Below are 26,925 nucleotides of genomic sequence, written 5' to 3'. Positions count from 1 at the left end.
TCCATCGCGCAAGTGTCAGACGTTGTAGCGTACCATCATGCAACATCTAAGCCCGGTCATAGTTCCGCCATCGGACCTTTGCGAATGCCCCAATTGGACCATAGTCCGACCACGCTTGGTGGATGCGACCTCAGTCGGTCACACCGCCGTCGCCTGCCCTCTCCTTTTCGAAAAGCGACCATGCCGCGATGAAAAGTGCTGCAATCAGCGGGCCGATGACAAAGCCATTGACCCCGAGAAGCGAAATTCCTCCAACCGTCGAGATCAGAACGACATAATCCGGAAGCTTCGTTTCCTTACCCACCAACGGCGGGCGGAGGACATTATCGATGAGGCCGATCACGAACACACCGACGGCAACGATGATGGCAGCCTTCAAGATGTCACCGGTGACGGCGAGATAGATCGCCGTCGGCACCCAAACGAGCGCTGCACCCACCGCAGGCACCAGCGACAGGAAAACCATTAGCACACCCCAGAGAAGCGCCGGCTGAACGCCGAGAAGCCAGAACGTGACGCCGCCAATCAACCCCTGCATGATGGCAATGATGATATTGCCCCTGACCGTCGCCCGGACGACCGAGGCAAATTTTGCCATGAACTGGGTGGTGTGTTCATCGCTCAAGGGGGCTGCACTCCGGATCGCCGCCGCCAGGGCGCGCCCATCGCGAAACAGGAAAAAGAGCAGGTAAAGCATCAGGCCGAAAGCAATGAAGAATTCGGCGGCGCTCTGACCGAAATTCAGGGCGCGTCCGGCAAAGAAACTTCCGCCCTGCATGAGAGAGGAAGAAAACCGATCGCGCAAAGCGGCGAAACCTCCGGTCTCAAGGTTCTGCAGCCAATCCTGCATGAAGACGGGCAGCGCGTTCACGACTTCGTTGAGCATTCGGTTGAGGTCGATCTGCCCGCTCGAAATCTTCTGATAGAGGCCCGTTCCCTCCTGGATGAGAGATGCCAGTATCCCCAGCCCCGGCAGGATGACGAGGCAGAGACAAATCAGGACAGACAGAACGGCCGCAACATTGCGCCGTCCGCCAAGTGCAGCCTCCAGCCGTACATAAAAGGGAAAGAAAATGATGGCGAAGACGACAGCCCAGAATACCGCCGAATAAAACGGGATGAGGACCGCGATGAATGCCAAGGTGACAAGAACCAGAAGGATATAAAAGCTGACGCGCTGAACCACCAATATCCCATCCTGCTTCCGAGTCGTTTTCGCAGACAGAGATAACGCACAAAACGCATCCGTCTACAGATCTCACTCTGCAGACGGATCGATCACCGGTCTTTTATGTTTCGACGGCGGCAACGATAACCGCCGTCATGATCAGGCCAGTGTGTAGGCCGTCTTCACCACGGTGAAGAATTCGGCGGCATACTTGCCCTGCTCGCGCGAACCATAGGAGGAAGCCTTGCGCCCGCCGAAGGGAACGTGGAAATCGACACCCGCCGTCGGCAGATTGACCATCACCATGCCGGCTTCCGAATTGCGCTTGAAATGTGTCGCATATTTGAGGCTTGTTGTAGCAATTCCGGCGGAAAGGCCGAAAGGCGTATCATTGGCCATGGCGAGTGCTTCATCGTAATCCTTGACGCGGATGACGCTGACGACAGGGCCGAAAATTTCCTCGCGGCTGATCCGCATCTGGTTGGTCGCTTCGGTAAACAGCGTCGGCTGGAGATAGAAGCCGGGCGTATCCCGCTCGAGACGCTCCCCGCCGAACGCGAGCTTAGCGCCTTCCTTGACCCCGATCTCGATATAATCGGTATCCTGCTTCAGCTGGCGAACATCAACCACGGGTCCGATATGCGTTTCTGGTTTCAGCGCATGGCCGACCTGAATGCTCTTCATCCGTTCAGTCAGGGCAGCAATAAACTTGTCGTGGATGCCTTCGGTAACGATTAGGCGCGAAGAGGCCGTGCAGCGCTGGCCGGTGGAGAAGAAGCCCGAGTTTGCAGCAGCCTCCACCGCAACGCTCAGATCCGCATCGTCCAGCACGACCATCGGGTTCTTGCCGCCCATTTCCAGCTGGAACTTGCGGTTATGCTCGATCGAGGCCGCCGCCACGCGCTTGCCCGTACCCGTAGAGCCCGTGAATGTAATGCCGGCAACATCCGGGCTGTCGAGCATGGCTTGTCCGACAACCGATCCCGGCCCCATCACCAGATTGAGCACGCCTTTCGGCAGACCCGCACGGTGCAGGATATCGACGATCGCCCAGGAGCAGCCCGGCACGAGTTCCGCCGGCTTGAAAACCACCGTATTACCGTAGCAGAGCGCCGGCGCGATCTTCCAGGCAGGAATGGCAATCGGAAAATTCCAGGGCGTGATGATGCCGATGACACCCAGCGGCTCGCGCGTGATCTCGACACCGATGCCAGGCCTTGCCGATGGTATTACCTCGCCTGCCAACCGGAGTGTTTCGCCGGCAAAAAAGTCAAAAATCTGCGCTGCACGCGTGACCTCACCGATACCCTCGGCCAGCGTCTTGCCCTCTTCGCGAGAGAGAAGCGTACCCAGCTCCTGCTTACGTGCCAGAATTTCGTCCGCGGTCTTTTTCAGAATTGCATGACGCTCGAGAATGCCGGACCGTGACCATGCCGGAAAAGCCGCTTTTGCAGCGGCAATTGCCTGCTTCACATCATCCGCAGTGGCCTGCGCGTAAACGCCTATAATGTCATTGGTATCGGACGGATTGACGTTTTCCGAGCCGTTGCTGCCGACCCATTCGCCGGCGATGAGATTTTGATGGATGGTCATATTGCTTCCTTCCCAAACGGCCTGATCCAAGCGATCACATATGGCCGTGACATATGAATGAATGGGCGTCCGCGGGCGATGTTATCAGCTGTCGTGGGGATGACCAGCACCGGCAAACGCCCCGCCCTGATAGATGACGGTGGGATCGGTCGGATCCTGGGCACCGGTCGCAGCCTCGACCTCGACGCGCCATTTTTCGGAACTGTCCTGCGGTTGCCAGCCGAGAAATGCAGCATTGCCATTGTCCCACCACGGTTTCTCGTTGGCAGAAGCGCCATAGACGATCGTGTGCGCAAGGCGTGGGGTCAGAAACGCTCTTTCACACAGGGAAACGAAATCCCGATAACTCAGCCAGGTCGACAGCATGCGCGGATTAAGTGGCCTGTCGAAGCAGGAGCCGATCCGAAGCGAAAGGGTCTCCTGCCCAAACTTGTCATAATACATGCTGGCGACCGCCTCACCAAAAACCTTGGAGACGCCATAGAGCGAATCCGGACGAGGATAGACCGTATTGTCGATCTTTTCGTCCTGACGGTAATAACCGACGACATGGTTGGAGCTGGCGAACACGATGCGTGGCTTGCCCTGATGCCGTGCCGCTTCGTAAAGATTGTAGAGGCCGATAATATTGCCCTGAAGGACAAGATCGAAAGATCGCTCGACCGACACGCCGCCGAGATGAATGATGCCGTCGACCCCCTCCAGAAGCTCTAAAACCCCTCGGGCATCAGCCAGATTACATCTGACAAAACTTTCCTTGGGGCCGAGATCCGAGACATTGCCGAGGTCCGACAGCACAACCCTCTCCGCCAGCTGCGAAAGCAGCGGACGAATGCCCTGACCGACGCCACCAGCAGCGCCCGTCAGCAACAGTTTCTTCAGCATATATCCTCCCCAGGACAGGCATCACCAGCAGGGCGCCAGCGTTGTCATACATGACGGCCGAATAGATACTACAAGTGAGAGGAACTGCGTCAACAAGTTTATTATTAACGCCTTAAACTCATCGTAAGACGGTTGCCGCCCGCGCTACCAGAGATCGGCGTGGCGGTTCACATCCTTGTATAGGAGGTAACGGAAACGGCCGGGACCACCGGCATAACATGCCTGCGGGCAAAACGACCGAAGCCACATATAGTCTCCGGCCTCGACCTCTACCCATTCCTGATTAAGGCGATAGACCGCCTTGCCTTCAAGGACGTAGAGACCGTGCTCCATGATATGGGTCTCCATGAATGGAATGACCGCGCCCGGTTCAAACGTGACGATGTTCAGATGCATGTCGTAGCGAACGTCGGACGGGTCGATGAACCGGGTCGTCGCCCATCGACCTTCGGTATCCGGCATCGGATCGAGAACGCATTCGTCCTCATGTGTGAAAATTGCCGGCGGAGCATCGAGCCCCTCGACGACCTTGAATGCCTTGCGCACCCAATGGAAACGGCAGGCCTTGTCGCCTTCACCACGCAATGTCCACTTCGAACCGGCAGGAAGATAAGCGAACGAGCCCTCCCGCAGACTATGCGCCTTACCTTCAAGCTCGATCGTCAGATTGCCGGTGACGACGAATATGGCTGCGGAGGCGCGAATATCGGGCTCCGGCCGGCTACTGCCGCCACCCGGCATAACCTCTACGATATATTGCGCAAACGTTTCGGCGAAACCGGAGAGTGGACGGCTAAGGATCCAGGCCCGCGTCTTTTCCCAATGCGGCAGAACACTGGTAACGATGTCGCTCATCACGGTACCGGGGATGACCGCATAAGAGGTCGTGAAAACGGCCTTGCTGGTGAGAAGCTGCGTCTGTGGCGGCAATCCGCCGACCGCACTGAAATACTTGCTGTCAGTCATGTCTGTTCCCTGATTATGCTGACTAAGGTTTAAGCGCGCCTACCCGATTCATCAATCGGCAAACGATTGAACCCTCTCGGATTCGCCGAGGCTGTTCGCACAGATGACTGGCGCCTCAGGCGGGCCGGACAAGGTTGGCCATGAGCCGGAAGGCACCCGGAACGAGCCGGTCCATCTGGTGATGCAAAGTCAGGCTTACGTGGGTGTGCCGCCCGTGACCAATCCCGGCCGAGAGCAAGGCGCCCTTGAGGGGCTGTTCATCGACATCATGCATGGAAAGAAGAGGCTCATAGGCCTCATCCCAGCTCGACGCGAAATAGAGGCCGCGCTCCTTGTTCCATCCCTGCCAATCTTCCGGGCCAATGCGGTTCGGGCCGGAAAGCAACATATGGCCCGGCGAAAGCACCGTGACCTCGGCTCCGGGATCCGTTACGCGCCAGCGGACGGAGGGGGAACCGATCTGCAGCCGACGAACCGGTGTTTCATCAGAATCCCAGCCATCGGATGGACGATGGTAGAGCGTGACGAGATGGCCGCCGTTTTCCACGAACTGGTGCAGCCTCGACGTTGCAGCCGCCAGATCCTTGCGAGTCCCGAAGGCGAAGATGCCGACAACGATCGTGGTAAATTGCGAAAGATCGCCGGCAAGACCGGAAGCATCCAGCTCAACGACATCAAGCCCCATGCGGGCAAGCCAGAGACCAGCTCGATCTGCGCCGCCGCCGACATAGCCTACACGGGCTCCTTCAGGCAGTTTCAGGTCCAGCGCCAGGATATTCAGCGCGGCAGGACGACGAAAGTCCACCCGGCCGATATGAGGGTAAGACATGGCTTCGGCTTCGAATGCCGGTTGGCCGTCGACCTTCGCTTTTATGCTAAAAAGACCGGGCTTAACCGCACCCAGAGCCGTCGCTGTCCAGTTATTTGCAGCGGCCTTCACGGCCCAGCCAACGGGTGCATCGAAGGAAAGTTCTGCCGGCGCGCCAGTTAGATCGGCTTTGACCGGCCATTCAGTACGTGGCGTGCCAAGAGGCACGAGCAGGGCATCAGGGAAAAGCTTCAGCGTCTGTGCAGCCGATACGGCGAATTGTTCCTCCAGATCGAACAGCCCGGCGACATTGCGACCTTCTATCTCGGCAGAAACCCGGAGATAAGCATGGCCATTGCCGCCGAGAGCCGACCAGCCGGGCAGGAACAGGCCCGAGAGTGATGTATCTGCTGCGGCTGTCAGCAGGAAAGTTCGCCCACGACGGGATGATGTCAGTTCCGCGGCAACACCTACGGGCAGCACAGGCGAGACGCTAACCTCGTATTCGCCGGCACCCTCCCCCAGTTCCACAGTCAGCACCGAGCGTCCAACCGCGGCAATCGAGGGCGGATCGGCGGAAACCCGGTCAAATATAGAGGCCGCCTCCAGGATCGCAGCATCCACTTCCGTGCGCTTGCGTTGGATGCGGTGGCTATGCAAAGCCAGAAACTCTTGCGGACCTTGCGTTGCGACAATCTCCAGATGGCCGGCAGCTTGCGTCAGCAGGGAAATGATAGATTGGCGATGCGGAAATGCAGCGATTGCAGCGCCGATTTCGGTCGCGGCGGCATCGAGCGCTACCGTAACCTCTTCCGGCAAACCGGGAAGGATTGCTAACTGCGCAAGTGATGCAGGGATTCCATCGGATATCAACTGCTCCTCGTCATTGCCGACAGCAGTCAGTTTCAGATGGAGCGGCCATACCGACTTTGCCTGCGCGGGCCACTCGCCCATGCCCTGAGACGCATGAAAATAACGCGACCATTCGCCGATGCGGCCATATTCGGCACCGGTTGCGGGGTCACATCCCGAAGCCGCCACAGTGATGGTCGCATCGGGCGGCGGCAGGGCATCATCATAGGTGCTGCCCCCACCGGACCAGGCGGGCAGGTAATATTTGCTGACTGTCCAGGGCGTCAGGCCGTCTGCAAAGTGTTCCGGAAACGCCGACGCGTCTGCAGCCAGCGCGATGGCAGCTTCGGCGGCGCGGGTCATTGCCCGATGGTGGCCATGCTGCCCCGGCACATCGAGAAAGGTGGGAATGACGATATCCGGCCGGTCCTTCCGATAGGCTCGCACAAGGCGTTCAACGATCCGCGCCTCACCCCAGCGGGAGAAAGTCGCATCGCCATCCTTGGAGAACCCGAAATCATGGACTGCATCGTCAGGACCATGTCCAAGCCAGGCAACATCCGCATCGATGATCCGCGCCGCCTCTTCCATCTCACGCGAGCGCAGCATACCCAGGGCACCATGCCGTTCTGGGCCAAGGGCATTCTGCCCTCCCTCGCCGCGCGTCGAGCAGGCGACGATCACTCTCATACCGTACTCAAGCCGCAAGAGTGCGAGCAGGCCGTTTTGCTCATCATCCGGATGGGCGCCGGTATTCATCACCGTGACAGTCGATTTCAACCGTGAAAGCTTGCGGTGGAGCCGAACCAGAGCGGGAGTGGCCATCTGTTTTTCGATACGTTCGCGCGCGCTCAACATGGGACTACCACCTCATTATGCGTTCAGGCTGAAATCGTGTTTCCGGGTGAAATCTCGAGTTTCGGCGTAACAATGTCGAACAGGGGAATGGCCGCGGCGCCGAGTGCTGCGGTCAATTGACCGGTCTTGCCGCGCATGACACGTGGCAGTTCGCGCTGCCTGCGGCTGGCGACGGAGGTCGGCAAAACACCCATGCGAACAACGATATCGTCGATAATTGCGTCCGGCAGAGCCCCACCCAGAATAACCGTCTGGGGGTCGAGAATGTTTTCCAGCATGGCGACCATCGGCCCGAAATAGGTGGCCGCGTCCTCTATCCATGCCATCACGGTCGGATTGCTCTCTGCATGCAATCGCTCCAGATCAGCAAATTCGCTATCGGCAATGCCTATGGCGGCAAGCTGCTGCTTAAGCACATAGACGGAGGCATAGGCTTCCAGGCAACCGCATTGGCCGCAGGAGGGGCAAAGCCGCCCCTTGGGCACGACGGTCACATGCCCGATTTCGCCGGCATTGCCAAAGGCGCCACGATATGGCGCGCCATCCTGAATGATGCCCAGGCCAAGGCCGACACCGAAATAGATCATGCAGAAATTGGAGATGGAGAGGCCGGATCCAAACAGGCGCTCGCCGACAGCCGCAGCCGTCGCATCGTTCTCGACCACAACCGCATGGCCGCACGCTTCGCTCAGCGCCTCGGCCGCATCGACACCCGCCCAGCCTGAAAGCGTCGTCGGCCCGACCGATGTCATCCCGTCAATCTCGAAAGGGCCAGGCATGACGGCACCGACCCCGAGCAGTCTACCGCCAAGCGATCCCGTCAGACCGGAAAACTCGCGAGAAAAGAGCGAGAGAATGGAGCCGGGCGTCGTATCCTTGAGTGGCGCAATCCGCTGGCCGCGGAGACTGCCGGAAAAATCGAGTGCGACCGTGACCATATGGTCTGCCGCGATCTCCACGCCGATGGTGATACCTCCGTCCGGATTGACAGCGAACTGGATCGGCGGCTGGCCGCGACCGGAGCGCAGCCGGCCGGTTTCCATCAACAGCCCCTCGCCCATCAGTTCGTCGACAATGTTGGCGACCGCTTGCTGCGTCAGCTGGGTAAGCTTGGCAATATGTGCGCGACCCAGCGAGCCGTGCCGGCGCACGATATCGAGCACCACCCGGCGGTTGTGATCACGGCTTCGCTCGGGATTTTTCCCGATGGCCACGGGATGTGTGCCGATCGTGTGAATCGTCATTTCTGCAACCTCTTCCACTTTCAAACCATAGGTTCAAAGCAGACGCCACCGCAAATATAATAATTCAAGTAAATTATCTTATTGACAAACCGACCTGGTCAAGGAAGCTTTACGGCAGTCGGGAAAGTACCCGCGATACCGGATGCATCCATCGGATCGGTCCGCTCAGACAACAACGCATCGGGCGTCACGCGGCCGAATGCAGGGAACAATCGCACCCCGAAAACCGGAAGAACCGGTGGGGTAAATGGAGGCTCACATGCGCAAGTCAGTCTTGCTGGCCGGGCTCGTTGCCGGTTTCAGCACCTTCGCGTTCAACGCGGCACAGGCAGTGGAAATCGAATACTGGCAGTACGTCTTCGACACACGCGTGAAGGCGATGGATCAGCTCATCACCGACTTCCAGACGAAAAATCCGGATATCACCGTCAAGCAGGTCACCTTTCCCTATGCGGACTACCAGACGCGGGTGATTGCAGCCAATATGTCCGGCAACGGTCCCGACGTGATGCAGCTCTTCTATGGCTGGCTCGACAAGTTCGCAGCCGGCGGCATTCTTCAACCCTTGCCGGCCGATGCGTTCCCGCATGAAAAGATCGAGAAGGAATTCTTCCCGATCGTCAGCGCGATGAAGCGCGACGGCAATTATTACGGCCTGCCGACCGCCGTGCGTTCGCTGGCGCTCTTCTACAACAAGAAGCTGTTTACGGAAGCGGGTCTTGATCCGAGCAAGCCGCCGCAGACGCTGGACGAATTCGTCGCCGCGGCCGAGAAGATCGCCAAGCATGATGCAGCCGGCAACGTCACCGTCGCAGGTTCTACGCTGGACATGACGGGCCAGGATCACCAGTGGTGGCGGGAAGTGCTGGTCCGCCAGTTCGGCGGAGAACCCTATACCGACAACGATACCAAGGTTACCTATAACAGCGAGGCAGGCGCCCAGGCGCTGAAATTCTACACCAGCCTGCAGACGGAAAAGAAGATCGGGGCCGCCGGCTTCATGGACGAAGGGCAGGCCGCGTTCCGCGCCGGTAAAGCCGGCATGACCATCGACGGCACCTTTCGTCTCGGCGCCTTCTCGACGATCAAAGATTTCGAGTGGGGCGTGACTGAGCTTCCAGCCAACAAGGATGGTCTCCGGTCCAACTATGCGAGCTATTTCGCGAATGGCATCGGTGCCAAGACGACCGGTGAGGAACTGGAAGCGTCGAAGAAATTCCTGACCTATCTCACCTCGCCGGAAGCCATGGCGATATGGCTGAAGGTCGTCGGCGAGCTGCCGGCCCTGCGTTCGGCCGCTTTGACCGACGCAAACCTCAAGGACCCGATCTACGGACCGTTCCTGAAGGGCCTGGAATACGCCCACACGACCATGTTCAAGGACGAACTCGGCCAGCGCCAGAACGCCATCGACATGACCAACCGCGTTCTCCTCGAAGGACAATCGCCGGAGGATTCGGTCAAGCAGGCGGCCGAGGCCGAGCAGGAAATGATCGACGCGGCCAAGCCGTAAACGCCGATCAGCGAAAGCGGAGTTGATGATGGGAACGGACAATCTGCAGGGGGCGGCGAGCGGCCGCCCCGGCGGGACTGCGGCGACTATGCCCGCAGACCGCTTCTCGATGCGCACCAGAAGGCTGCTCTGGGTTTGGGGGTTCCTGGCGATCCCCATCCTGTTTTACGCCATCATCCGCTTTTATCCGACATTCCAGGCTTTCTACCTGTCGATGACAAACTGGGATCTGGTACGACCGGCAAAATTTGTCGGCTTTGCCAACTATATCAAGCTGTTCAAGGATCCGCAGTTCTGGAAGGTGTTCCGCAATACCTTCACCTATCTCATTATAGGAACACCACTCAGTCTGGTCATCGCCTTTACGGTCGCGTTTTTCCTCGACCGTGTGCGGTTCATGCACAACTTCATTCGGGCTTTGTATTTCCTACCCTACCTGACCACGGCCGCGGCCATGGCCTGGGTATGGCGCTGGTTCTACCAACCGCCACCGATCGGCGTGATCAACGACGTTCTGGCAATCGTCGGCATTCCGCAGCAGCCCTTCATCCGCTCGACCGACCAGGCATTGTTTTCCGTCATGGTAACGGCCATCTGGGCCGGGCTCGGTTTCCAAGTCATCATCTTCATGGCCGGACTACGCGCCATCCCGACAACCTTCTACGAAGCCGCCCGGATCGACGGTCTTGGCGAATGGGCGATCCTGCGCAAGATCACTCTTCCACTGCTGAAACCCACCACGGTTTTCCTCGTGGTCTTTTCCTCGATCGCTTTCCTGCGGATATTCGATCAGGTCTACAACATGACCACCAATGATCCCGGCGGACCGCTCGGCTCCACCAAGCCTCTGGTGCTGATGATCTACCAGACCGCCTTCGGCTCTTATGCCATGGGCTATGCGGCGGCACAGACGGTGGTGCTGTTCACTATTCTGCTGATCGTTTCGCTGCTGCAGCTCTGGATCCTGAGGGAAAAGAAATGACAGATACGCCGGCACTTTCCCACGCCAATATCAGGCCCGGACGGATCATTACATGGACGCTGCTGTTCATCGGCGGGCTGATCATGATCTCGCCGCTGCTGTTCATGTTTTCCACCTCGCTGAAGACCGCCGATCAGGTCTATGATCTCCGGCTGATCCCGGCGGCGCCAACGCTCGCGAACTACATCTCGGTCCTGGCCGACGGTCGGTTCATGCGCTGGTTCCTCAATTCCATGTTTGTGGCCGTCACCGTCACCATTTCCAATTGCTTCTTCGACAGTCTGGTCGGCTACACGCTTGCCAAGTTCGAGTTCCGCGGGCGCTATTTCATCTTCATCGCCATTCTATCGACGCTGATGATCCCGACCGAGATGCTGGTCATTCCGTGGTACCTGATGTCGAGCCAGCTCGGCTGGCTGGACAGCTACTGGGGCATCATGTTTCCCGGCATGATGACCGCCTTCGGCACATTCCTGATGAAGCAGTTCTTCGAAACCGTTCCCAACGACTTCATCGAGGCGGCGCGTGTCGATGGCCTGAACGAATTCCAGATCTGGTGGAAGGTGGCGATGCCGCTGGTCACGCCGGCGCTCTCGGCGCTTGCCATCTTCACCTTCCTCGGTAACTGGACCGCCTTCTTCTGGCCATTGATCGTCACCACCAGCAAGGAACTTTATACGCTGCCGGTCGGACTTTCGAGCTTTGCCGTCGAGCAGTCCATCCAGTGGGAAATGATCATGACGGGTGCTGCTATCGCCACCCTTCCGACCCTCATCGTCTTCCTCGTCCTGCAGCGCTACATCGTCCGCGGTGTGATGCTTGCCGGCCTGAAAGGATAAAAGCCATGGCGGACAAAGACCCGCGCCTTTCCGACACCAGTAAATTCCCCGATCCGGTCTATAAGGAAACGGTGCTGCGCCCTCTCTTCGACGGCGCGAAAAACCATCACGTCGATGGCTTCCGCCGCATCGACCGTGCTCACCTGGTCATGCTTGTGGAAACCGGAATTCTCGATCGCGCCATCGCAGCCAGGATCGCCGAAGCACTGGTCGCCATCGACCGCGAGGTCGATCCGGCAACGCTCGTCTATACCGGCGAAGTCGAGGACTTCTTCTTCCTGATCGAAAAAGAGCTGAAGGCCCGTATCGGCGTCGATGTCGCCGGCCGTCTGCATACCGCCCGCTCGCGCAACGATATCGACCACACGCTCTTCAAGCTCGGCTTGAAAGAGAAGATCGACGTGTTGATGGCGAAAGCGCACCTGCTTCTCACCGCTATGATCGATGCCGCGGACCGGCAGAAATCTACCCTCATCGTCGCCTATACCCACGGCCAGCCGGCGCAGCCGACGACCTTCGGTCATTATCTTTCCGCTGCCATCGAAGTGCTGATCCGCGATATCGAGCGGTTTGCCGAAGCGAGGAGGATCGTCGATCTGTCGCCGATGGGCGCTGCGGCAATCACCACGTCAGGCTTCCCGATCGACCGAGCACGCGTCGCGCAACTGCTCGGTTTTTCCGCGCCGTTGCGCAATTCCTATTCCTGCATCGCGGCGGTGGACTATACGACCTCCACCTACTCGTCGATCGAGCTTATGTTCCTGCATCTGGGTCGCCTCATTCAGGATTTCCAGTTCTGGACGAGTTTCGAAGTCGGCCAGATCTACGTGCCGAACGCATTGGTGCAGATCTCCTCGATCATGCCGCAGAAGCGCAATCCGGTCCCGATCGAGCATCTGCGTCACCTTGCCAGCCAGACCTTTGGCCGCGCCCGCACCGTGCTGGACGTGATGCACAACACGCCGTTCACCGACATGAACGACAGCGAAGGCGAGACCCAGGGCATGGGCTACGACGCCTTCGCGTCGGCCGCCCGCGTGCTCGATCTTCTGGCTGCGCTGATCGCCCAGATCAGCATCGATCCGGAACGGGTGGACCAGAACATCCGCCGTTCCTGCATCACCATCACCGAGCTTGCCGATTCCCTCGTGCGCATAGAAGGACTGTCCTTCCGCGAGGCGCACGAAATCGCTGCGGCAACCGCCAAAAGCGTCGTTGCGGCAAAGGGCAGTCTGGTCGATGACGGTTACCCACCTTTCATCACGGCCTTTGAACATTCGACCGGTCGCAAGCCATCCCTTGATCCGGCAAAATTCGAAGAGATCGTCTCACCTGAACATTTCGTTGCCGTTCGCAACCGCTTCGGCGGCCCGGCACCGGGGCCGATGCAGGCGGCTCTTGCCGCCTATCGCGAACGCCTCGCGGCCTTCGAGGCCGAAGCGAAACAGGCCAAGGATCACGAGGCGGCCGCTGCGGCCGAACTCGAAGACAAATTTGCCGCTCTGATGGGAGGCCGCTGATGGCGACGATTGAACTGACAAAACTGATCAAGCGCTACGGCAAGGTCGAGGCGGTCAAGGGTATCGATCTTTCTATCGCCGATGGCGAATTCGTCGTCTTCGTCGGACCTTCCGGCTGCGGCAAGTCCACGACGCTCAGAATGATCGCCGGGCTTGAGGAGATCTCCGACGGCACGCTGAAGATCGGCGACGAGGTGGTCAACGAACGCGAGCCGAAGCAGCGCAATATCGCCATGGTTTTCCAGAACTATGCGATCTACCCGCATATGACGGTGCGCCAGAATATCGGTTTCGGGCTTTACACATCGAAACTCGACAAGGCGGAGAAGAACCGGCGCATCGAGGATGCGGGCCGTATTCTCGGGCTGGAAGCCCTGCTCGACCGACGTCCCGCGGCCCTCTCCGGCGGTCAGCGCCAGCGTGTCGCAATCGGCCGCGCCATGGTGCGTGATCCGTCCGCCTTTCTGTTCGACGAGCCGCTTTCCAACCTCGACGCACAGCTTCGCTCGCAGATGCGCATTGAAATCAAGCGTCTGCACCAGCGGCTGAAGACGACGACCGTCTATGTGACCCACGATCAGGTCGAGGCCATGACTATGGCTGACCGGATCGTGGTGATGAAGGACGGACATATCCTGCAGGTCGGCACGCCAACGGAGCTTTACGAGAGCCCGGTCGATGTATTCACCGCCCGCTTCATCGGCAGCCCTTCGATGAACCTGCTGCCGGGCCGCAAGAATGATGCAACCGTCTCGGTCGCTTCCGGTGGCGACATCCTGATCGGTGTCCGCCCGCATGACCTTATCGTTCGCGCGACCGCATCGGACGATAAAACAGCTCTCAGTTTGACCGGCACAGTGACGGCAGTCGAGCCGCTTGGTCCCGAAACCCTCGTGCATCTCGACATCGACGGCACTGCGGTCATCGCCACTGCGCGAGACAAGTTCGTGCCGGCTGTGGATACCACACTTACATGCACTGCAGCACCCGGCAACCTTTACATCTTCGATGCCCAGACAGAGAAACTCCTGAGCCGTTCATGATGACCGATACAGACAAGCGGTCCGCGGTGCTGAGCATCGGCCGGATTTATTGCGACCTCATCTTCACCGGCCTGAGCGAGCTTCCGGTGCTGGGGCGCGAACTTTTTGCCGATGACATGCAGATTGCAGCCGGTGGCGGCGCCTTCATTTCGGCCGCGCACCTCGTTCATGCGGGACGCAAAACCGCGCTGGTCGCAAGACTTGGAACCGACGTTCTTTCAGGCGATGCCAGGCGGCAGATAGCAAAAAGCGGTGTGGATCTTCGTTTCGTCGAGCATGCCGCAGAGGCGGGCCCGCAAGTCACCGTTGCGGCAGTCATCGGCAAGGAACGCGCTTTCCTGACACGCCGCGCAGGGGCAGCCATACCATCAACCCTGAACGATGCATTCAGCTGGCCCGAGGCGAAACACCTGCACATCGCCGAATATGCAACGCTTCACGAAATCCCCGATCTGGTGCAGCGAGCGAAAAGCAAAGGCCTCAGTGTCTCGCTGGACCCAAGCTGGGACGCAGCGCTGATCTATGACAAAGGCTTGCTGCAGGCCTGCGCCGGGGTCGACCTTTTCCTTCCCAACCTTGAAGAAGCGGAAGCGATCACGGGATCGAGCGACCCCGAGACAGCGTTGCGAGTGCTTTCAAGCACGTTTCCGCACGTCGCCCTAAAAGGCGGCGCGCAAGGCGCCTGGACGATATCGGACGGCAACATGCTTCATGTGGCGGCGGATAGCGTACCGGTGGTGGATACGACCGGCGCCGGCGATGCCTTCAATGGCGGCTTCATCGACGCTTGGCTAGATGAAGGCTCACCACTCGCCTGCCTGACCGCGGGTATCCGCTCGGGAAGCCTCGCGGTGCAGTCGCCGGGCGGCTTCGACATGTCTCTTGTGCCGACCTGAAGAGGGCCATCCTACCATTTCTTCTGCGGCAGACGGATGCCCCGTTCCGCGAGGAAAGGCTCGATATGGATCACTTCCCCGGTCTTGATCGAGGCATTGGCTGCAATCCCGGTCAGGATCGACCACGCGCCGTCGATATAGCTTGAACCGCGCCCATAACGATCGGCCGTGATCGACGGGTCGAACAAGTGGCCAAGCATCACCGGATCCGCACCGCCGTGATCGCCTTCTCCGGCCCATACGTCGAGATTTACTGGCTCCTGGCCGGCAAGATGCAGGAGCGTTGTCATGGACTCGGAGCCATGTGACTTGTTCTGCTTGCCGCCGAACACGCCATGGACTTCCACATGCCGATGGGAGAGTTCGCCCTTGGTGCCGTGGAATTTGATTTCCAGCCCTTCCCAAGGGCTATAGGCGCAGAGCGTATAGTTCAGGCTGGCGCCATTCGCATAAAGCGCATGCACCTGCATCGTGTCTTCGATGGTGATATCGTCGTCGAAAACACAGAGATCACGGATGTAGCCATCACAATCCTCTGCCTCCAGATAGAGTTCTCGCAGCGGCTCATTTCCCTCGAGATCGAGCTTCAAATCACAACGATCGGCGCTGGGACAGGTGTGACAGCGGGGACCACGTTCGGAAAGGCCGAAAGCTTCCGCAGTCTCCGGCTTGTAGAAGGCACGACGTCCATTGGCGGCGACTGAAACCGGCGATGATCCCAGCCACCAGTTGACGAGGTCGAAATGGTGGGTCGACTTGTGAACCAGAAGCCCGCCGGACTGGTCCTTGTAACGATGCCAGCGGCGAAAATAATCCGCTCCATGGACCCGGTCCAGATACCAGGTGAAATCGACGGCGGTGATTTCACCGATGGCGCCGGACATCAGGATGTCCTTGAGCTGCGTGCGCGCCGGGGTATAGCGGTAATTGAAGGTAACGGTGATCGAGCGGCCGGTCTCCGCCTGGGCGTCAAGGATAGCCTTCAGCTTGTCGAGATCGATCGTCATCGGCTTTTCGGTCATGACATTACAGCCGGCCCGCATAGCCTCGACGATGTATTCGTGATGCAGATAATCCGGAACCGTGACGATCACCGTATCCGGCTTTTGTTCATGCAGCATTTCCTGGAACTGCTCTGCCTGATATGTCGCAATCCCGTTGCCCTTAGCCGAAACGGCTGCAGCCGAAATGGCAAGGCGATGTTCATTGATGTCGCAAAGCCCGACCAGGCTGTTCTCGCGGCCATAGGTTTCCGCCACGGCCTGCCGAAACATCTTGTGACGGGAGCCGGCTCCAACGATAGCGTATTTCATAGTCCTGTCCCTCCTGGGCCGATGGTTGGGAGCCACCGGTAAATCAATTCAATTGCGTAATGTCTGGTCGTCGGGGCCGAACGCGTGACAGTTCGCTGCGTCGATCCTGAGCGGCACGGTTTCGCCATGCCGGATGGAAAGCTGTCCAGGAGCCAGAATGGTCAGGCTGGCACCGGAAGGCATGGTCGCGTAGACCGATGTGCTGCCGCCGAGGTGTTCGACGAGATCGACCTTCACCTCGCCCAGGGACTGCCCCGCTTCGCCACCGAGCATGATATGTTCAGGGCGAATGCCGAAGGTGACCGGCGTCTCGGCGGAACATCGGCCCAGCTGGTCCAGCGAAAGCTGCAGCGCCTGCCCCGGCACCTCGATTGCGTCCGGCGCTGTCCGTCTGGCCTCCAGAAAATTCATTTTCGGCGAACCGATGAAGCCCGCCACGAACCGGTTCGCCGGTCTGTTGTAAAGTTCCAGCGGACTTCCGACCTGCATCACCTCACCACCTCGCAATACGACGATGGTGTCCGCCATGGTCATCGCTTCGACCTGATCGTGGGTGACGCAGATCATCGTGTTGCCGAGGCGTTCGTGCAGCTTGGAAATCTCGACACGCATCTGCACTCGCAACTCTGCATCGAGGTTGGAAAGCGGTTCATCGAACAGGAATATGTCCGGGTCGCGCACGATCGAACGTCCGATCGCGACACGCTGCCGCTGACCTCCGGAAAGCGCTTTCGGCCGTCGTTGCAGATATTCTGTGATACGCAACGTCGCGGCGACCTCACGCACGCGGCGATCGATTTCATCGCGTTTGACACCGGCGGTTTCAAGGCCGAAAGCGAGGTTCTTATAAACCGTCATATGCGGATAGAGCGCATAGGACTGAAAGACCATCGCAATGCCGCGCCTGGCCGCCGCCACGTCGTTCATCCGTTGACCGCCGATATGCAGATCACCCTCCGTTATCGTTTCGAGACCGGCGACCATCCTCAGCAATGTGGACTTGCCGCAGCCGGAAGGCCCGACGAAAACCGTGAACTTGCCGGGTTCGATATCGAGATCGACGCCCTTGATCACCTCCAGCGCCTCGAAGCGCTTCACGACTTTTCTCAACTGAATGCTGGTGGACATGCATTTCTCCGATGATTGTTCGTCACGGCCGGTAATCCGTCGCCGCGGTCATGCAGGCTTGGCGACAGGGCGAGTTTCGCCCTCGCCGCGTAAGTTTCGTCGCGAGCAATCATCGCTTCATCCCCGTCGTTGCGATGCCTTCGATCAGCAGCCGCTGGAAAAATAGAAAGATCAGGAAAATCGGAATCAGGGACAGGATCGACATCGCGAAGAGTTCGTTCCAGCTCGACGTCCCGCTGGAGTCGATGAAGGAGCGCAATCCGAGCTGGACGGTGTACAGGCTCATGTCGCTCACGTAGATCAGCGGCCCGAAGAAATCCTCCCAGGTCCAGATGAACGAGAAGATCCCCGCAGTGGCCAGTACGGGAAGCGAAAGCGGCAACATTATCTTGTAATAAATCCGCCAAGGGCTGCATCCATCCATCTGCGCAGCCTCGTCCAGTTGACGCGGTATGCCGCGAAAGAACTGCACCATCAGGAATATGAAGAAGGCATCGACCGCGAAATATTTCGGCACCACCAAGGGTAGCCATGTGTTGATCCAGCCGAGTTTTAGAAACAGCACATATTGCGGGATCAATGTCACGTGATAGGGGAGCATCAGCGTCCCCAGCATCAGAGCGAACCAGAGCTTGCGTCCGAAAAAGTTCAGCCGCGCGAATGCATAGGCGGCAAGCGAGGCGGCAAGAACATTTCCGAGAGTAGCCAAGGTTGCGATCAGCAGCGAGTTCAGGAAGAAATGCCCGAAACTCACCTGCATGCCGAACCAGCCTTGTGAGTAAGCCTTGATCGTTACCTGTGACGGGACAAGGCTCGCCCCGCCGCCAAACAGATCTTCGGCCGGCCTTAACGACCCTGCCAGCATCCAGAGGATCGGATAGAGCATCACGAAAGATGCCGCGATCAGAAGACAGTGAAGCAGGCCCGAACGCAAATAAGGATGGTTGCTGCCCTGACCGGGTAGTGCCCGTGCCTCGTTACTCATCGTAATGCACCCAATAACGCGTGGAAAGAAACGAGAAGGCCGTGAAGATCGCGATGATGATCACCAGAACCCAGGCGAGCGCCGAGGCATAACCCATCCGGAAATTGCCGAACGCCTCCTGATAGAGGTAGAGCGTGTAAAACAGGGTCGAATTGATCGGTCCACCGGTGCCGCCGGAAACGATGAAGGCAGGCGTGAACGCCTTGAAGGCCTCGATCGTCTGGATAACGCAATTGAAAAAAATCACCGGCGAGAGCAGCGGCAAGGTGATCTTCCAGAACTGGCGACGTGCCGATGCGCCGTCGAGACTCGCCGCCTCATACATATCGACAGGGATCTGGCGAAGACCGGCGAGAAAAATGATCATCGGCGAGCCGAACTGCCAGACCGACAGAACCACCAGGGTGTAAAGCGAATAACGTGGGTTCGAGATCCAACTCGGGCCTTCGATGCCAAAGACGGCGAGCATGCTGTTGACCATGCCGTCGGCAGCAAAAAGCTGGCGCCACAAGACTGCAATCGCGACGGATGCTCCCAAAAGCGATGGCAGATAGAACACCGCGCGATAAACCGGCAGCCCCTTTATCCCGCGATTGAGCATCATCGCCACCGCGAGCGCGAAGCCAAGCTTCAACGGCACCGAGAGGATGACGTAGAGGAAGGTCACCCGAATGGCCGAGATGAATTTCGGATCGGCCGTTGCCATACGGATATAGTTCTGAAATCCGACGAAATTCGGCGCCTGAAGAAGATCGAAATCCGTCAGGGACAGATAGAGCGACCCCAGCGCCGGGCCGAGCGTCAGACAGAAAAAGCCGATAAGCCAAGGGGTAAGAAACAAATAACCAGGCGCATTCCGCCGAAACGCCTCTCGATAGGAACGGGCGAGAGCAATGCTCTCGCCATTCCCGGCCGCCGCGGGCGACCGCTCACTAACCGCCATCGGCTCATCCCTTCTTCAGGACGGACTTGGCTTCCGCGACCAGGCTTTCGCCGCCAGCTTCCGGCGTCGATGCCTCGAAGGCGACCTCCTGACTGATGCGGATCAGCACGGCGTTCATTTCGCCAGCGCCTTGTGGCGGCGCAGGCGGCAGTGTGCCGACGTAAGGCGTGAGGGCCGAAATGAACTTCACGACTTCGCTGTTGGCCGCGTCCAGTTGCGGGACAAGCGCATCGCGGATTTCCGGCGATGCCGGGACACCGCGTTCGACGCCAAGGATCAAGGCCCCAGCCGGGTCGCGGACCAGGAAGTTGATAAGTCTTGCCGTGACTTCCGGCGCCTTGGACTTCGAGGAAATCGAGAACATCTGGGATGGCTTCAAATAGTGACCCGGCTTTCCATTGCCGACAACCGGCTGGCCCGTCAGTGCAAGGGTTGGCTTGTTCACTTTCTGAAAGCCGACAAACTGGTTGGAGAAAGCAAAATCCGATGCGGAATAGCCGAGTGTCAGTGGCGAAGTCTCGATCGTGTTCTTGTAGAGAGCCTCTATGTCCGCCGACACGCAACCACCGGCTTCGCGCAATTCGGCCCAATACTTGAACCACTCCGCAGCATCGGCGGCTTCGTAACCGAGAGTGCCATCATTCTTGTAGAGTGATTTTCCGCGTGAGATCAGCCAGCCTTCGAAAAGCTGCTCGCTGCCGCTGCCGTCGGCCGAGGCATATTTCTTCTTCCCCTTGGCGACCTTGCCGTAGGCAATGCAGGCTTCGGCATACTGATCCCAGGTCGTGCCCAAGCTCGGTGCGGCAAGGCCGGCGTCCTGCCAAGCGGCCGTATCGACGATCGTGCCAAAAGCGTTGACGCCGACATTGGCGCCGTAAAGCTTCCCGTCGACCGAACAGGACTTCAAATTCCCTTCGCCGAAATCGGCGATCTTCAATTCCGAACCCATATATGGATCGAGCGGCAGAATGGTCCCCCGCCGCGCATATTCGAACATGAAGCGGTAATCCATCTGGATAAAGTCAGGCGCATTGCCGCCGGCGACCTGAGTCGCCAGGCGCGGCCAATAATCATCCCATCCCATGGATTCCGTTGCGACCGTCACGCCGGCGTTTGCCCCCTCGAAAGCCTTGACAGCCTCCTTCGTGCGGCGGGCACGATCTTCAGAACCCCACCAGACCATACGCAATTGTGCGCCTTCGGCAGCAAAGCCGGGCAGCGCCCCCCAAACCGGCATGGATGCGAGACCCAAACCAGCGCCGAGAAAATGACGGCGATTTACCGTAAGAATGCTCATGAACTCCTCCGAAATAAGCAAACACATGCAATGCGTGCCGTCCGTGCCAACTCCCCAGCAGCACACATCCGCCTCGGCTTCCAAACTCCGGTTCTTCTCCTGAAAGCTCCCGAGCTGCCGAATGTTTGAAAATTACAACCGCACCAATCTCGAAACAAATACAAAAAATGTCGCATTCTATAAAATTAATTTATAGTGCGAGCGCACGGCACGGAGTTCGATGGAATCAATGGATAAATCGCTAGAACAGTTTATGGCGGTGACTGAGCTTGGCTCATTTGTCGCAGCCGCGGAGCGGCTTCTCGTCTCTCAACCGGCATTGACCTACAGCATCAAGAAACTGGAAGAGAACCTTGGTGTCCGGCTTTTCGAGCGCTCTTCGCGCGGCGTTCGGCTGACGGCGTATGGCGAGACGCTCTACAAGAACAGCCTGATCATGCGCCGCCTTTATTCCAACGCACTGGAAACGATAGAGCGGCAGAAATCCGAGTTCGAGCACGGGATCAGCATCGGTACCGGTTATTCGTCCTGGACGCTTTTCCTCAAGGACTTCGTCGTGGCGCATTTCCGCGATCATCCGAATGCGCCGATCAATGTCAGTATCGGCAATGCAATGCGGTGTATGGATCAGCTCTGGGCCGGCGACATCTCGCTTTTCGTCGGGCATCAAATCCAGAATCTGGTCCGGGAAGTCGATATAGACTTCATTCCGCTCGGTCTTGCCAAAGACGGTTACTTCGTTCGGCAAGACCACCCTCTTCTCGGCCAGTCACGGCGCCTCAGCGATATCTATGCCTATCCGACGACCATGGCTTTTCCGCCTGAATCCCGCCAGAAGCGGCTGCTGGTCGACAGTGCCGTTACCGTCCCGCAACCGGACAGGTTCGGGCATGCTTTTACCTCGAATTCGATGCGCGCCTGCATGGATTTCGTTCGCGAAACGGACTCGGTCCTTATTCACTCGGATTTGCTCGCGGACTCGTTCACCGAGCACGGCTTGATCCAGGTCGTCATCGATAGCGGGGAAATGCAGCGGAGCTGGCTGCTTGGCATCTATGTTCTGCCCGAGCGGCGAGCCGATCCTCACGTTCGCAAGTTCATCGAACTCATTCGCCTGGGCGCGTCAAAACTCGACCTGCAGACACCGCTATAAATGCCATCGGCACTGCCTTTTTGGCAGCATTCTGGCTCCGGCGGGTAAAACTGCTACCAACTCGTCAACGAAGCGCACGTAGCCGTTTGATTTCATCAACCAGACGCTGCGGATGATAAGGTTGCTCCAGTGGTCCCTGTTCGCAGAGGTCTCCAGCGACCTGTGCCGTTTTGACCAGCGATTGGGTGAGGATGATTTCGATCGACCGAGACTTCGAGCGAATATGCGTGGAGAGATCGAAGCCGGTTCCGTCCCGCATTTCGGTATCCGACACCACGACATCAATCTCATAATGTCCGATCGCGACCTTTGCTTCTTCCAGGCTTGTCGCCTCGATGACGCTATACCCACATTCCCGAAGATATTTGGCTATTACAGATCGCTGCAGAGCATCGCTGCTTGCGACGAGGATAGTTTCAGCTTCCTCATTTTGCATTTTGGTCGCCCTCTATCACCTTGGTCAGCATCTCGGCAACATTCCAGACCGGCTTCACCAGGAATAGTTCACACAGTTTAGGATCAATAGGCTGCGCCTCGCTGTTTCCCGACATGATCGCTATTTTCATTTCGGGATGATGCAATCGCACATAACGCGCCAGATCGAGCCCGTCTGCCTGCCCCGGCATATCGATATCGGTCAGAAGAATATCGAAGGTCACGTTGTAGCGAAGCAGTTCGATGGCTTCATCGGCAGAGGACACCTCCACGACATCCCAGCCAAATCGCCGCATGCTATCCGCAGCATCCAGACGCAGAAGAAACTCATCTTCGGCGATGAGAATGCGTCTTGCAGCTTTCTCGGCACCCGCTGCTCCGGAGAAATATGCAGGTATCATTCGCCTCGCCCTTCCGATCCGGTGGCAGAATTCGCGAGACCACCTTTGGTTCCGCGATTTTCAAAAGCCACGAATACGCCCATACCACCGAAATCAGGAATGACGGACCGGAAAGTGGACTAATGAGGTACGATCATTGGTCGTCCGGTTATCGGGTCCGGCATAACCAAGGCTTTCAGGCCGAAAGCCGATAGCAGATTGTCTGGAGTGATGACGTCTTCAGGCTGACCTGCCGCCACCAGTCCATTGCCGCCGAACAGAATAAGATGGTCGGAGAACCGTACAGCCAGGTTCAGATCGTGAAGCACGGTGACAACCGTCGTTCCATGATCGCGATTTCGCTGCTGCAGCAGGGACAGAACCTCAAGCTGGTGCGCGAGATCAAGCCATGTCGTCGGCTCGTCGAGCAGGAGATATGGCGTATTCTGCGCCAGCACGAGCGCAATCCAGGCCCGTTGTCGCTGGCCGCCGGACAGTTCGTCGATCGGCCGATCGGCAAGATCGCTCAGCCCGACCTGTTCAAGAGCCTGCTGGCATACTCTGGCATCCTCCTCGCTCCATGGCGCAAGCAGCCCGCGCCATGGCGTCCGCCCCCGACGGACAAGATCGGATACCGTGATACCCTCCGGCGCCTTCGGCGATTGCGGCAGGATGGATAGACGGCGCGCCAACAAACGCGTATCGATCTTGCCTATATCGTCTCCCGAGAGACACACCTGTCCAGAGGTAGGTGCAATAAGGCGAGCGAGAGCCTTCAGAAACGTCGATTTTCCGCAACCATTCGGCCCGAGGATCGAGGTTACGCTTTGATCCGGCACAGCTATGGAAAGCTCCCGGATGACGACACGCTCGCGATAACCGAGAGTGAGGGATGTGGTGGTCAGCCCGGTTTCGATCATACTTCTCCCGCCTCAACTTCTTTCCAGAGCAGCCACAGCAGATATGGCGCCCCCATGATTCCGGTCATCACACCCACGGGCAATTGCAACCCCGGGATCGCCGAGCGCGATATGACATCCGCCAGAACGGTGATCGTTGCGCCCGCAATGGCTGCCGCCGTAAGACGTGAAGCCGGATGCTTGACGCCGGCGATCCGCATGCCCAGCGGTCCGGCCATCATCGCGACGAATGGCACCGGCCCCGCGACGGCCACTCCAACGGCCGCAAGAAGGACACCGGTGCAGATCAGCCCATATCGCGCACGCTCCACGCGCGCGCCAAGACCGGCGGCGAGTTCGTCGCCAAGCTCCAGCAGCGCCATGGCCCGAACCTGCAATGCAAGCACGATGAAGAGCAATGCCCCCAGTCCGAACACCTGCAGGACATGTCCCCAATTGCGCGCCGCCAGAGAACCGGTGAGCCAGCGCTGGGCATCAGCCGCCTCCTGAGGCGGCATCCGGATCACGAGGAAACTGCTGACGGCCGAGGCAAAAAAGCCGATGCCGATACCGACAAGGATCAGGGTCAGCGGCGATTGCCGACCGCCCCGATGAAACGACAGCCCGGAGACCAAGGCTGCCGCAACCAGCCCGCCCAATGCAGCGAGGATCGGCAGAGGAATGAACAGTCCGAAGGCAACGCCGGCGACCACGGCACAGCCTGCCCCGGACATGAAGCCCATCACATCCGGTGCCGCAAGTGGATTGCGCAGGAGTATCTGGAAGATCGTTCCGGACGCTCCCAGAGCCGCGCCTGCTCCAACAGCAGTCAATGTCGAGGGGCCGCGCAGAACTCGCAGCGTCAAGGCCCCCGGTCCGGTTCCGGTCATCAGTCCACGCAGGAGTTCTGCGGGCGTGACCATGATCTGCCCGACCGCCAGCGAAACAAGGATAGCTGCGGCCAGCAGGCCGGCAAGCAGCGCCCATCCTCTTAAAACAACGTTGCCGGAGCCCATGCCACTCACGTCAGCGCTCCGGGCTTCAGACGTCGCACGACGAAAATAAAGGCCGGTGCTCCGACCAGTGCCGTCATGATGCCAACGCGAATTTCGGCGGGCGCCACCACCAGCCGGCCAACCGTATCCGCAAGCAGGATCATCGATCCTCCGAGAATGGCCGACACCACAAGCTCGCGGCGCAGAACGTGCCGGCCGATACGGCGGGCAAGAGGCGGCACGACCAATCCGACAAAGGCAATCGGGCCTGCCACGGCGACGGCAGCGCCAGTCATCAGCGTAATCGCGGCAAGGGCAGAAAGCTGCACAGCACCGGGCTTCGTTCCCAGACCACGCGCCAACGTCGATCCGAGAGCAAGCGCTTCGATGCGAGGGGCGATGACCGCCGAAATCCCCGCGCCCACAACGAGCGCGATAAACATGGCTTCGAGCGGGCGTGCATTCGCTTGCGCAAGCGAGCCCGTGACCCAGAAGCGGAAGATCTCAAGCGTCTCGTTGCGGGAGAGAATGATCGCCGAGACCAGAGAGAGAAGCAAAGCATTGATCGCAACGCCAGCCAGTGTCAGCCTGACCGGGCTGCCGGCGCCACTTCGGGCACCACCGACAAGAAACACAGCGATCGAGGCTATCGCAGCGCCCGGAAATGCAAGTGCTGCCATCATGCCGCTATCGGCATAACCGGTCACCAGCGCACCGACAACGACAGCAAAAGCTGCTCCCGCGTTGACGCCCAGAAGGCCGGGATCTGCCAGCGGATTGCGCGTCACGGCCTGCATGACGGTGCCGGCCATTCCAAGGCCCGCACCGGCAATCAGGCCCGCGATGAGGCGGGGGGCGCGGACCGACCGGATGACTGCATGCGTAGGGTCGCTGGCATCAAAGGCAAAAAATGCCTGCCAGACGTCGACAATTCCGGCGTTACGCACGCCCACGACCAAGGTCAATGCGACGGCAACAAAAAACAGCAGTACGAGCCCGACAGCCGCTTTCAAGGCGCCAATCCCGCCGCAGTGCTGGACGCGACCGGCGTCTTGGGGTCACCGTCGAGAGCCAGAACGATGTCATCCTTCAGCGCTTCGAGAGCATAGGGCAAGGATAGGACGCTGCCGAAACTCAGCGCTGCGGCCATCACTTCACCGGCAAAAACCTCACGGCCCTCGATATGCGCGCGAAGCGTATTGCGCAGCGGCAAGGCCTTGATGTCCGGTACCTTGTCCGTGGTGGATACCCAGATCAGCAGGTTCGCATCCAGCGGAGACAGGTCTTCGGGCGAAAGGCGTGCATAAAAGCCTTGCGTCTCGGAGAGCGCCTGGATCTTCTGGGGTGGCTTGAAGCCGAGTTCCGACAGGAATGTCGCGCGGGTATCGGAACCAATGAAAGCGCCAGTCTCGCCGCCGAAATTATAAGCGCAGACCGCTGTCATGCCACTCCAGTCGCGATGAGCGTCGCGCACCGCCTGGAATTTTGCTTCGACATCTGCAATGCGTTTTTCGGCCAATTCCACCTTGCCCACAGCCTTGCCGAGCATCCGGGTCAGGTCATCCCAACTCGTACCATAGGCCGCCTTGTCCTTCGGCTGCATCAGCACCGGCGCAATCTGAGAGAGGACGTCATATTCGTCCTTCGATATGCCAGACCCCACCGCGACGATCAGATCCGGCTGCAGTCCCGCAACCACTTCCATCGAGACTTCGCCGGAAATCAGTTGGGGCTTGGCATCGCCGAGATAAGACCGTGCCCACGGCCAAACGCCGTAGGGTTGGTTGCCGAACCATTGACGTATCCCAACAGGCACGACATCAAGCGCCAGAAGTGCATCGTGAACATTGTAACCCAGGGACACGACGCGCTCGGCCGGTTTTAAAAGAACCGTTTCGCCAAACACGTGCTCGAATCGCAGCTCTCCGTCGGCCGCAGAAGCAGAACGTATGGACGGGAAGAATGGATCCAGACCGGCGGTCACGGCAACCGCACCGGATATCCCTGCGGCCATGCGCATTAGAACCTGACGGCGTTGCATGTCGTTGCCGGCCTTAGCCGTGTTTTCGCCAGAACCGACCGTTCGCATCACTCTTCCTATCATAATCAGCAGCGGCCTGTTTCATCCCGATGGCACAGCCGTCTCAACCCAAGCCGCAAAATAAAGGCATCCCTCGACAGAGCCGAGGAATGCCTGAACTTGAGTTAATTTACCAGGTATATTTCCACG

24 protein-coding genes are annotated in these 26,925 nt (G+C 58.8%); 7 read left to right on the top strand and 17 right to left on the bottom strand.

All coding sequences use genetic code 11. The annotated features are described in order from the left end of the window. Positions 1–130: 130 nt before the first annotated feature. The 6 genes from FHP24_RS14525 to FHP24_RS14500 form a co-directional block, all read right to left on the bottom strand. Positions 131–1,189: an AI-2E family transporter gene (locus tag FHP24_RS14525; protein WP_139676894.1), complete on the bottom strand. Its 1,059-nt coding sequence runs from the start codon at positions 1,187–1,189 to the stop codon at positions 131–133. Positions 1,190–1,327: 138 nt separating this feature from the next. Further along, complete coding sequence (locus FHP24_RS14520) at positions 1,328–2,761, bottom strand: aldehyde dehydrogenase family protein (RefSeq protein ID WP_139676893.1); 1,434 nt, start codon at positions 2,759–2,761, stop codon at positions 1,328–1,330. Between the two features lie 84 nt (positions 2,762–2,845). Beyond that, complete coding sequence (locus tag FHP24_RS14515; protein WP_139676892.1) at positions 2,846–3,646, bottom strand: NAD-dependent epimerase/dehydratase family protein; 801 nt, start codon at positions 3,644–3,646, stop codon at positions 2,846–2,848. A gap of 144 nt (positions 3,647–3,790) precedes the next feature. Beyond that, entirely contained in the window at positions 3,791–4,612 is an 822-nt protein-coding gene (locus FHP24_RS14510) for a bifunctional allantoicase/(S)-ureidoglycine aminohydrolase (protein ID WP_139676891.1), read from the bottom strand. 115 nt (positions 4,613–4,727) lie between these two features. Beyond that, positions 4,728–7,130, bottom strand: a complete 2,403-nt coding sequence (locus FHP24_RS14505) for a PIG-L family deacetylase (protein ID WP_139676890.1) — start codon at positions 7,128–7,130, stop codon at positions 4,728–4,730. Positions 7,131–7,153: 23 nt separating this feature from the next. Beyond that, positions 7,154–8,374 carry an ROK family transcriptional regulator gene (locus FHP24_RS14500; RefSeq protein ID WP_139676889.1) on the bottom strand — a complete coding sequence of 407 codons (1,221 nt, stop codon included), beginning with the start codon at positions 8,372–8,374 and terminating at the stop codon, positions 7,154–7,156. A 247-nt stretch (positions 8,375–8,621) separates the two neighbouring features. Between FHP24_RS14500 and FHP24_RS14495 the strand changes: the two genes are divergently transcribed. From FHP24_RS14495 to FHP24_RS14470, 6 genes are read left to right on the top strand one after another with little or no spacing between them, the layout of a single operon-like run. Further along, positions 8,622–9,887, top strand: a complete 1,266-nt coding sequence (locus FHP24_RS14495) for an extracellular solute-binding protein (RefSeq protein ID WP_139676888.1) — start codon at positions 8,622–8,624, stop codon at positions 9,885–9,887. A 28-nt stretch (positions 9,888–9,915) separates the two neighbouring features. Beyond that, on the top strand, positions 9,916–10,869 hold the full coding sequence (locus FHP24_RS14490) for a carbohydrate ABC transporter permease (protein ID WP_139676988.1): 954 nt from the start codon (positions 9,916–9,918) through the stop codon (positions 10,867–10,869). After that, on the top strand, positions 10,866–11,708 hold the full coding sequence (locus FHP24_RS14485; RefSeq protein ID WP_139676887.1) for a carbohydrate ABC transporter permease: 843 nt from the start codon (positions 10,866–10,868) through the stop codon (positions 11,706–11,708). The genes FHP24_RS14490 and FHP24_RS14485 overlap by 4 nt, the downstream gene beginning before the upstream one ends. Positions 11,709–11,713: 5 nt before the next feature. Further along, positions 11,714–13,228: an argininosuccinate lyase gene (gene argH / locus FHP24_RS14480; RefSeq protein WP_139676886.1), complete on the top strand. Its 1,515-nt coding sequence runs from the start codon at positions 11,714–11,716 to the stop codon at positions 13,226–13,228. After that, on the top strand, positions 13,228–14,271 hold the full coding sequence (locus FHP24_RS14475; protein ID WP_139676885.1) for an ABC transporter ATP-binding protein: 1,044 nt from the start codon (positions 13,228–13,230) through the stop codon (positions 14,269–14,271). The genes argH and FHP24_RS14475 overlap by 1 nt, the downstream gene beginning before the upstream one ends. Further along, positions 14,268–15,167, top strand: coding sequence for a carbohydrate kinase family protein (locus FHP24_RS14470; protein ID WP_139676884.1), 900 nt, complete (start codon positions 14,268–14,270; stop codon positions 15,165–15,167). Before FHP24_RS14475 ends, FHP24_RS14470 begins: the two co-directional genes overlap by 4 nt. 11 nt (positions 15,168–15,178) lie before the next feature. Here the strand turns inward: FHP24_RS14470 and FHP24_RS14465 are convergent, their stop codons facing one another. From FHP24_RS14465 to FHP24_RS14445, 5 genes are all read right to left on the bottom strand, one after another. Continuing rightward, positions 15,179–16,480 (bottom strand): Gfo/Idh/MocA family protein, encoded by a 1,302-nt coding sequence (locus FHP24_RS14465; RefSeq protein WP_139676883.1) that lies wholly within the window; start codon positions 16,478–16,480, stop codon positions 15,179–15,181. A 48-nt stretch (positions 16,481–16,528) separates the two neighbouring features. After that, positions 16,529–17,608, bottom strand: a complete 1,080-nt coding sequence (locus tag FHP24_RS14460; protein ID WP_139676882.1) for an ABC transporter ATP-binding protein — start codon at positions 17,606–17,608, stop codon at positions 16,529–16,531. 109 nt (positions 17,609–17,717) lie between these two features. Next, positions 17,718–18,593, bottom strand: a complete 876-nt coding sequence (locus FHP24_RS14455; protein ID WP_180355999.1) for a carbohydrate ABC transporter permease — start codon at positions 18,591–18,593, stop codon at positions 17,718–17,720. Then, positions 18,586–19,536 (bottom strand): carbohydrate ABC transporter permease, encoded by a 951-nt coding sequence (locus tag FHP24_RS14450; RefSeq protein ID WP_139676881.1) that lies wholly within the window; start codon positions 19,534–19,536, stop codon positions 18,586–18,588. Before FHP24_RS14450 ends, FHP24_RS14455 begins: the two co-directional genes overlap by 8 nt. A gap of 4 nt (positions 19,537–19,540) precedes the next feature. Next, positions 19,541–20,833, bottom strand: coding sequence for an ABC transporter substrate-binding protein (locus tag FHP24_RS14445; RefSeq protein ID WP_139676880.1), 1,293 nt, complete (start codon positions 20,831–20,833; stop codon positions 19,541–19,543). A gap of 229 nt (positions 20,834–21,062) precedes the next feature. On the opposite strand from FHP24_RS14445, the gene FHP24_RS14440 reads away from it, so the two are divergent. Next, positions 21,063–21,986, top strand: a complete 924-nt coding sequence (locus FHP24_RS14440; protein ID WP_180355998.1) for a LysR family transcriptional regulator — start codon at positions 21,063–21,065, stop codon at positions 21,984–21,986. 64 nt (positions 21,987–22,050) lie between these two features. Here FHP24_RS14440 and FHP24_RS14435 read toward each other — a convergent pair whose 3' ends face one another. From FHP24_RS14435 to FHP24_RS14410, 6 genes are all read right to left on the bottom strand, one after another. Then, a complete protein-coding gene (locus FHP24_RS14435) occupies positions 22,051–22,422 on the bottom strand; it encodes a response regulator (protein ID WP_139676878.1) in 372 nt (123 codons plus the stop codon). Next, on the bottom strand, positions 22,412–22,822 hold the full coding sequence (locus FHP24_RS14430; RefSeq protein WP_139676877.1) for a response regulator: 411 nt from the start codon (positions 22,820–22,822) through the stop codon (positions 22,412–22,414). Before FHP24_RS14430 ends, FHP24_RS14435 begins: the two co-directional genes overlap by 11 nt. A 119-nt stretch (positions 22,823–22,941) precedes the next feature. Continuing rightward, positions 22,942–23,721, bottom strand: coding sequence for an ABC transporter ATP-binding protein (locus tag FHP24_RS14425; RefSeq protein WP_139676876.1), 780 nt, complete (start codon positions 23,719–23,721; stop codon positions 22,942–22,944). Then, positions 23,718–24,716: a FecCD family ABC transporter permease gene (locus tag FHP24_RS14420; RefSeq protein ID WP_246091761.1), complete on the bottom strand. Its 999-nt coding sequence runs from the start codon at positions 24,714–24,716 to the stop codon at positions 23,718–23,720. Before FHP24_RS14420 ends, FHP24_RS14425 begins: the two co-directional genes overlap by 4 nt. Positions 24,717–24,721: 5 nt before the next feature. Next, positions 24,722–25,708: a FecCD family ABC transporter permease gene (locus FHP24_RS14415; RefSeq protein WP_180355997.1), complete on the bottom strand. Its 987-nt coding sequence runs from the start codon at positions 25,706–25,708 to the stop codon at positions 24,722–24,724. After that, the gene (locus FHP24_RS14410; protein WP_180355996.1) at positions 25,705–26,784 is read right to left on the bottom strand and encodes an ABC transporter substrate-binding protein; all 1,080 of its coding nucleotides are present in this window, start codon (positions 26,782–26,784) and stop codon (positions 25,705–25,707) included. The genes FHP24_RS14415 and FHP24_RS14410 overlap by 4 nt, the downstream gene beginning before the upstream one ends. Positions 26,785–26,925: the final 141 nt, after the last annotated feature.

It is taken from the genome of Aliirhizobium smilacinae, from assembly GCF_006335145.1.
GTDB classification, from domain to species: Bacteria; Pseudomonadota; Alphaproteobacteria; order Rhizobiales; family Rhizobiaceae; genus Neorhizobium; species Neorhizobium smilacinae.
The sequence above is the reverse complement of the archived record's forward strand: the minus strand, read 5'-3'. Positions and strand labels throughout refer to the sequence as shown.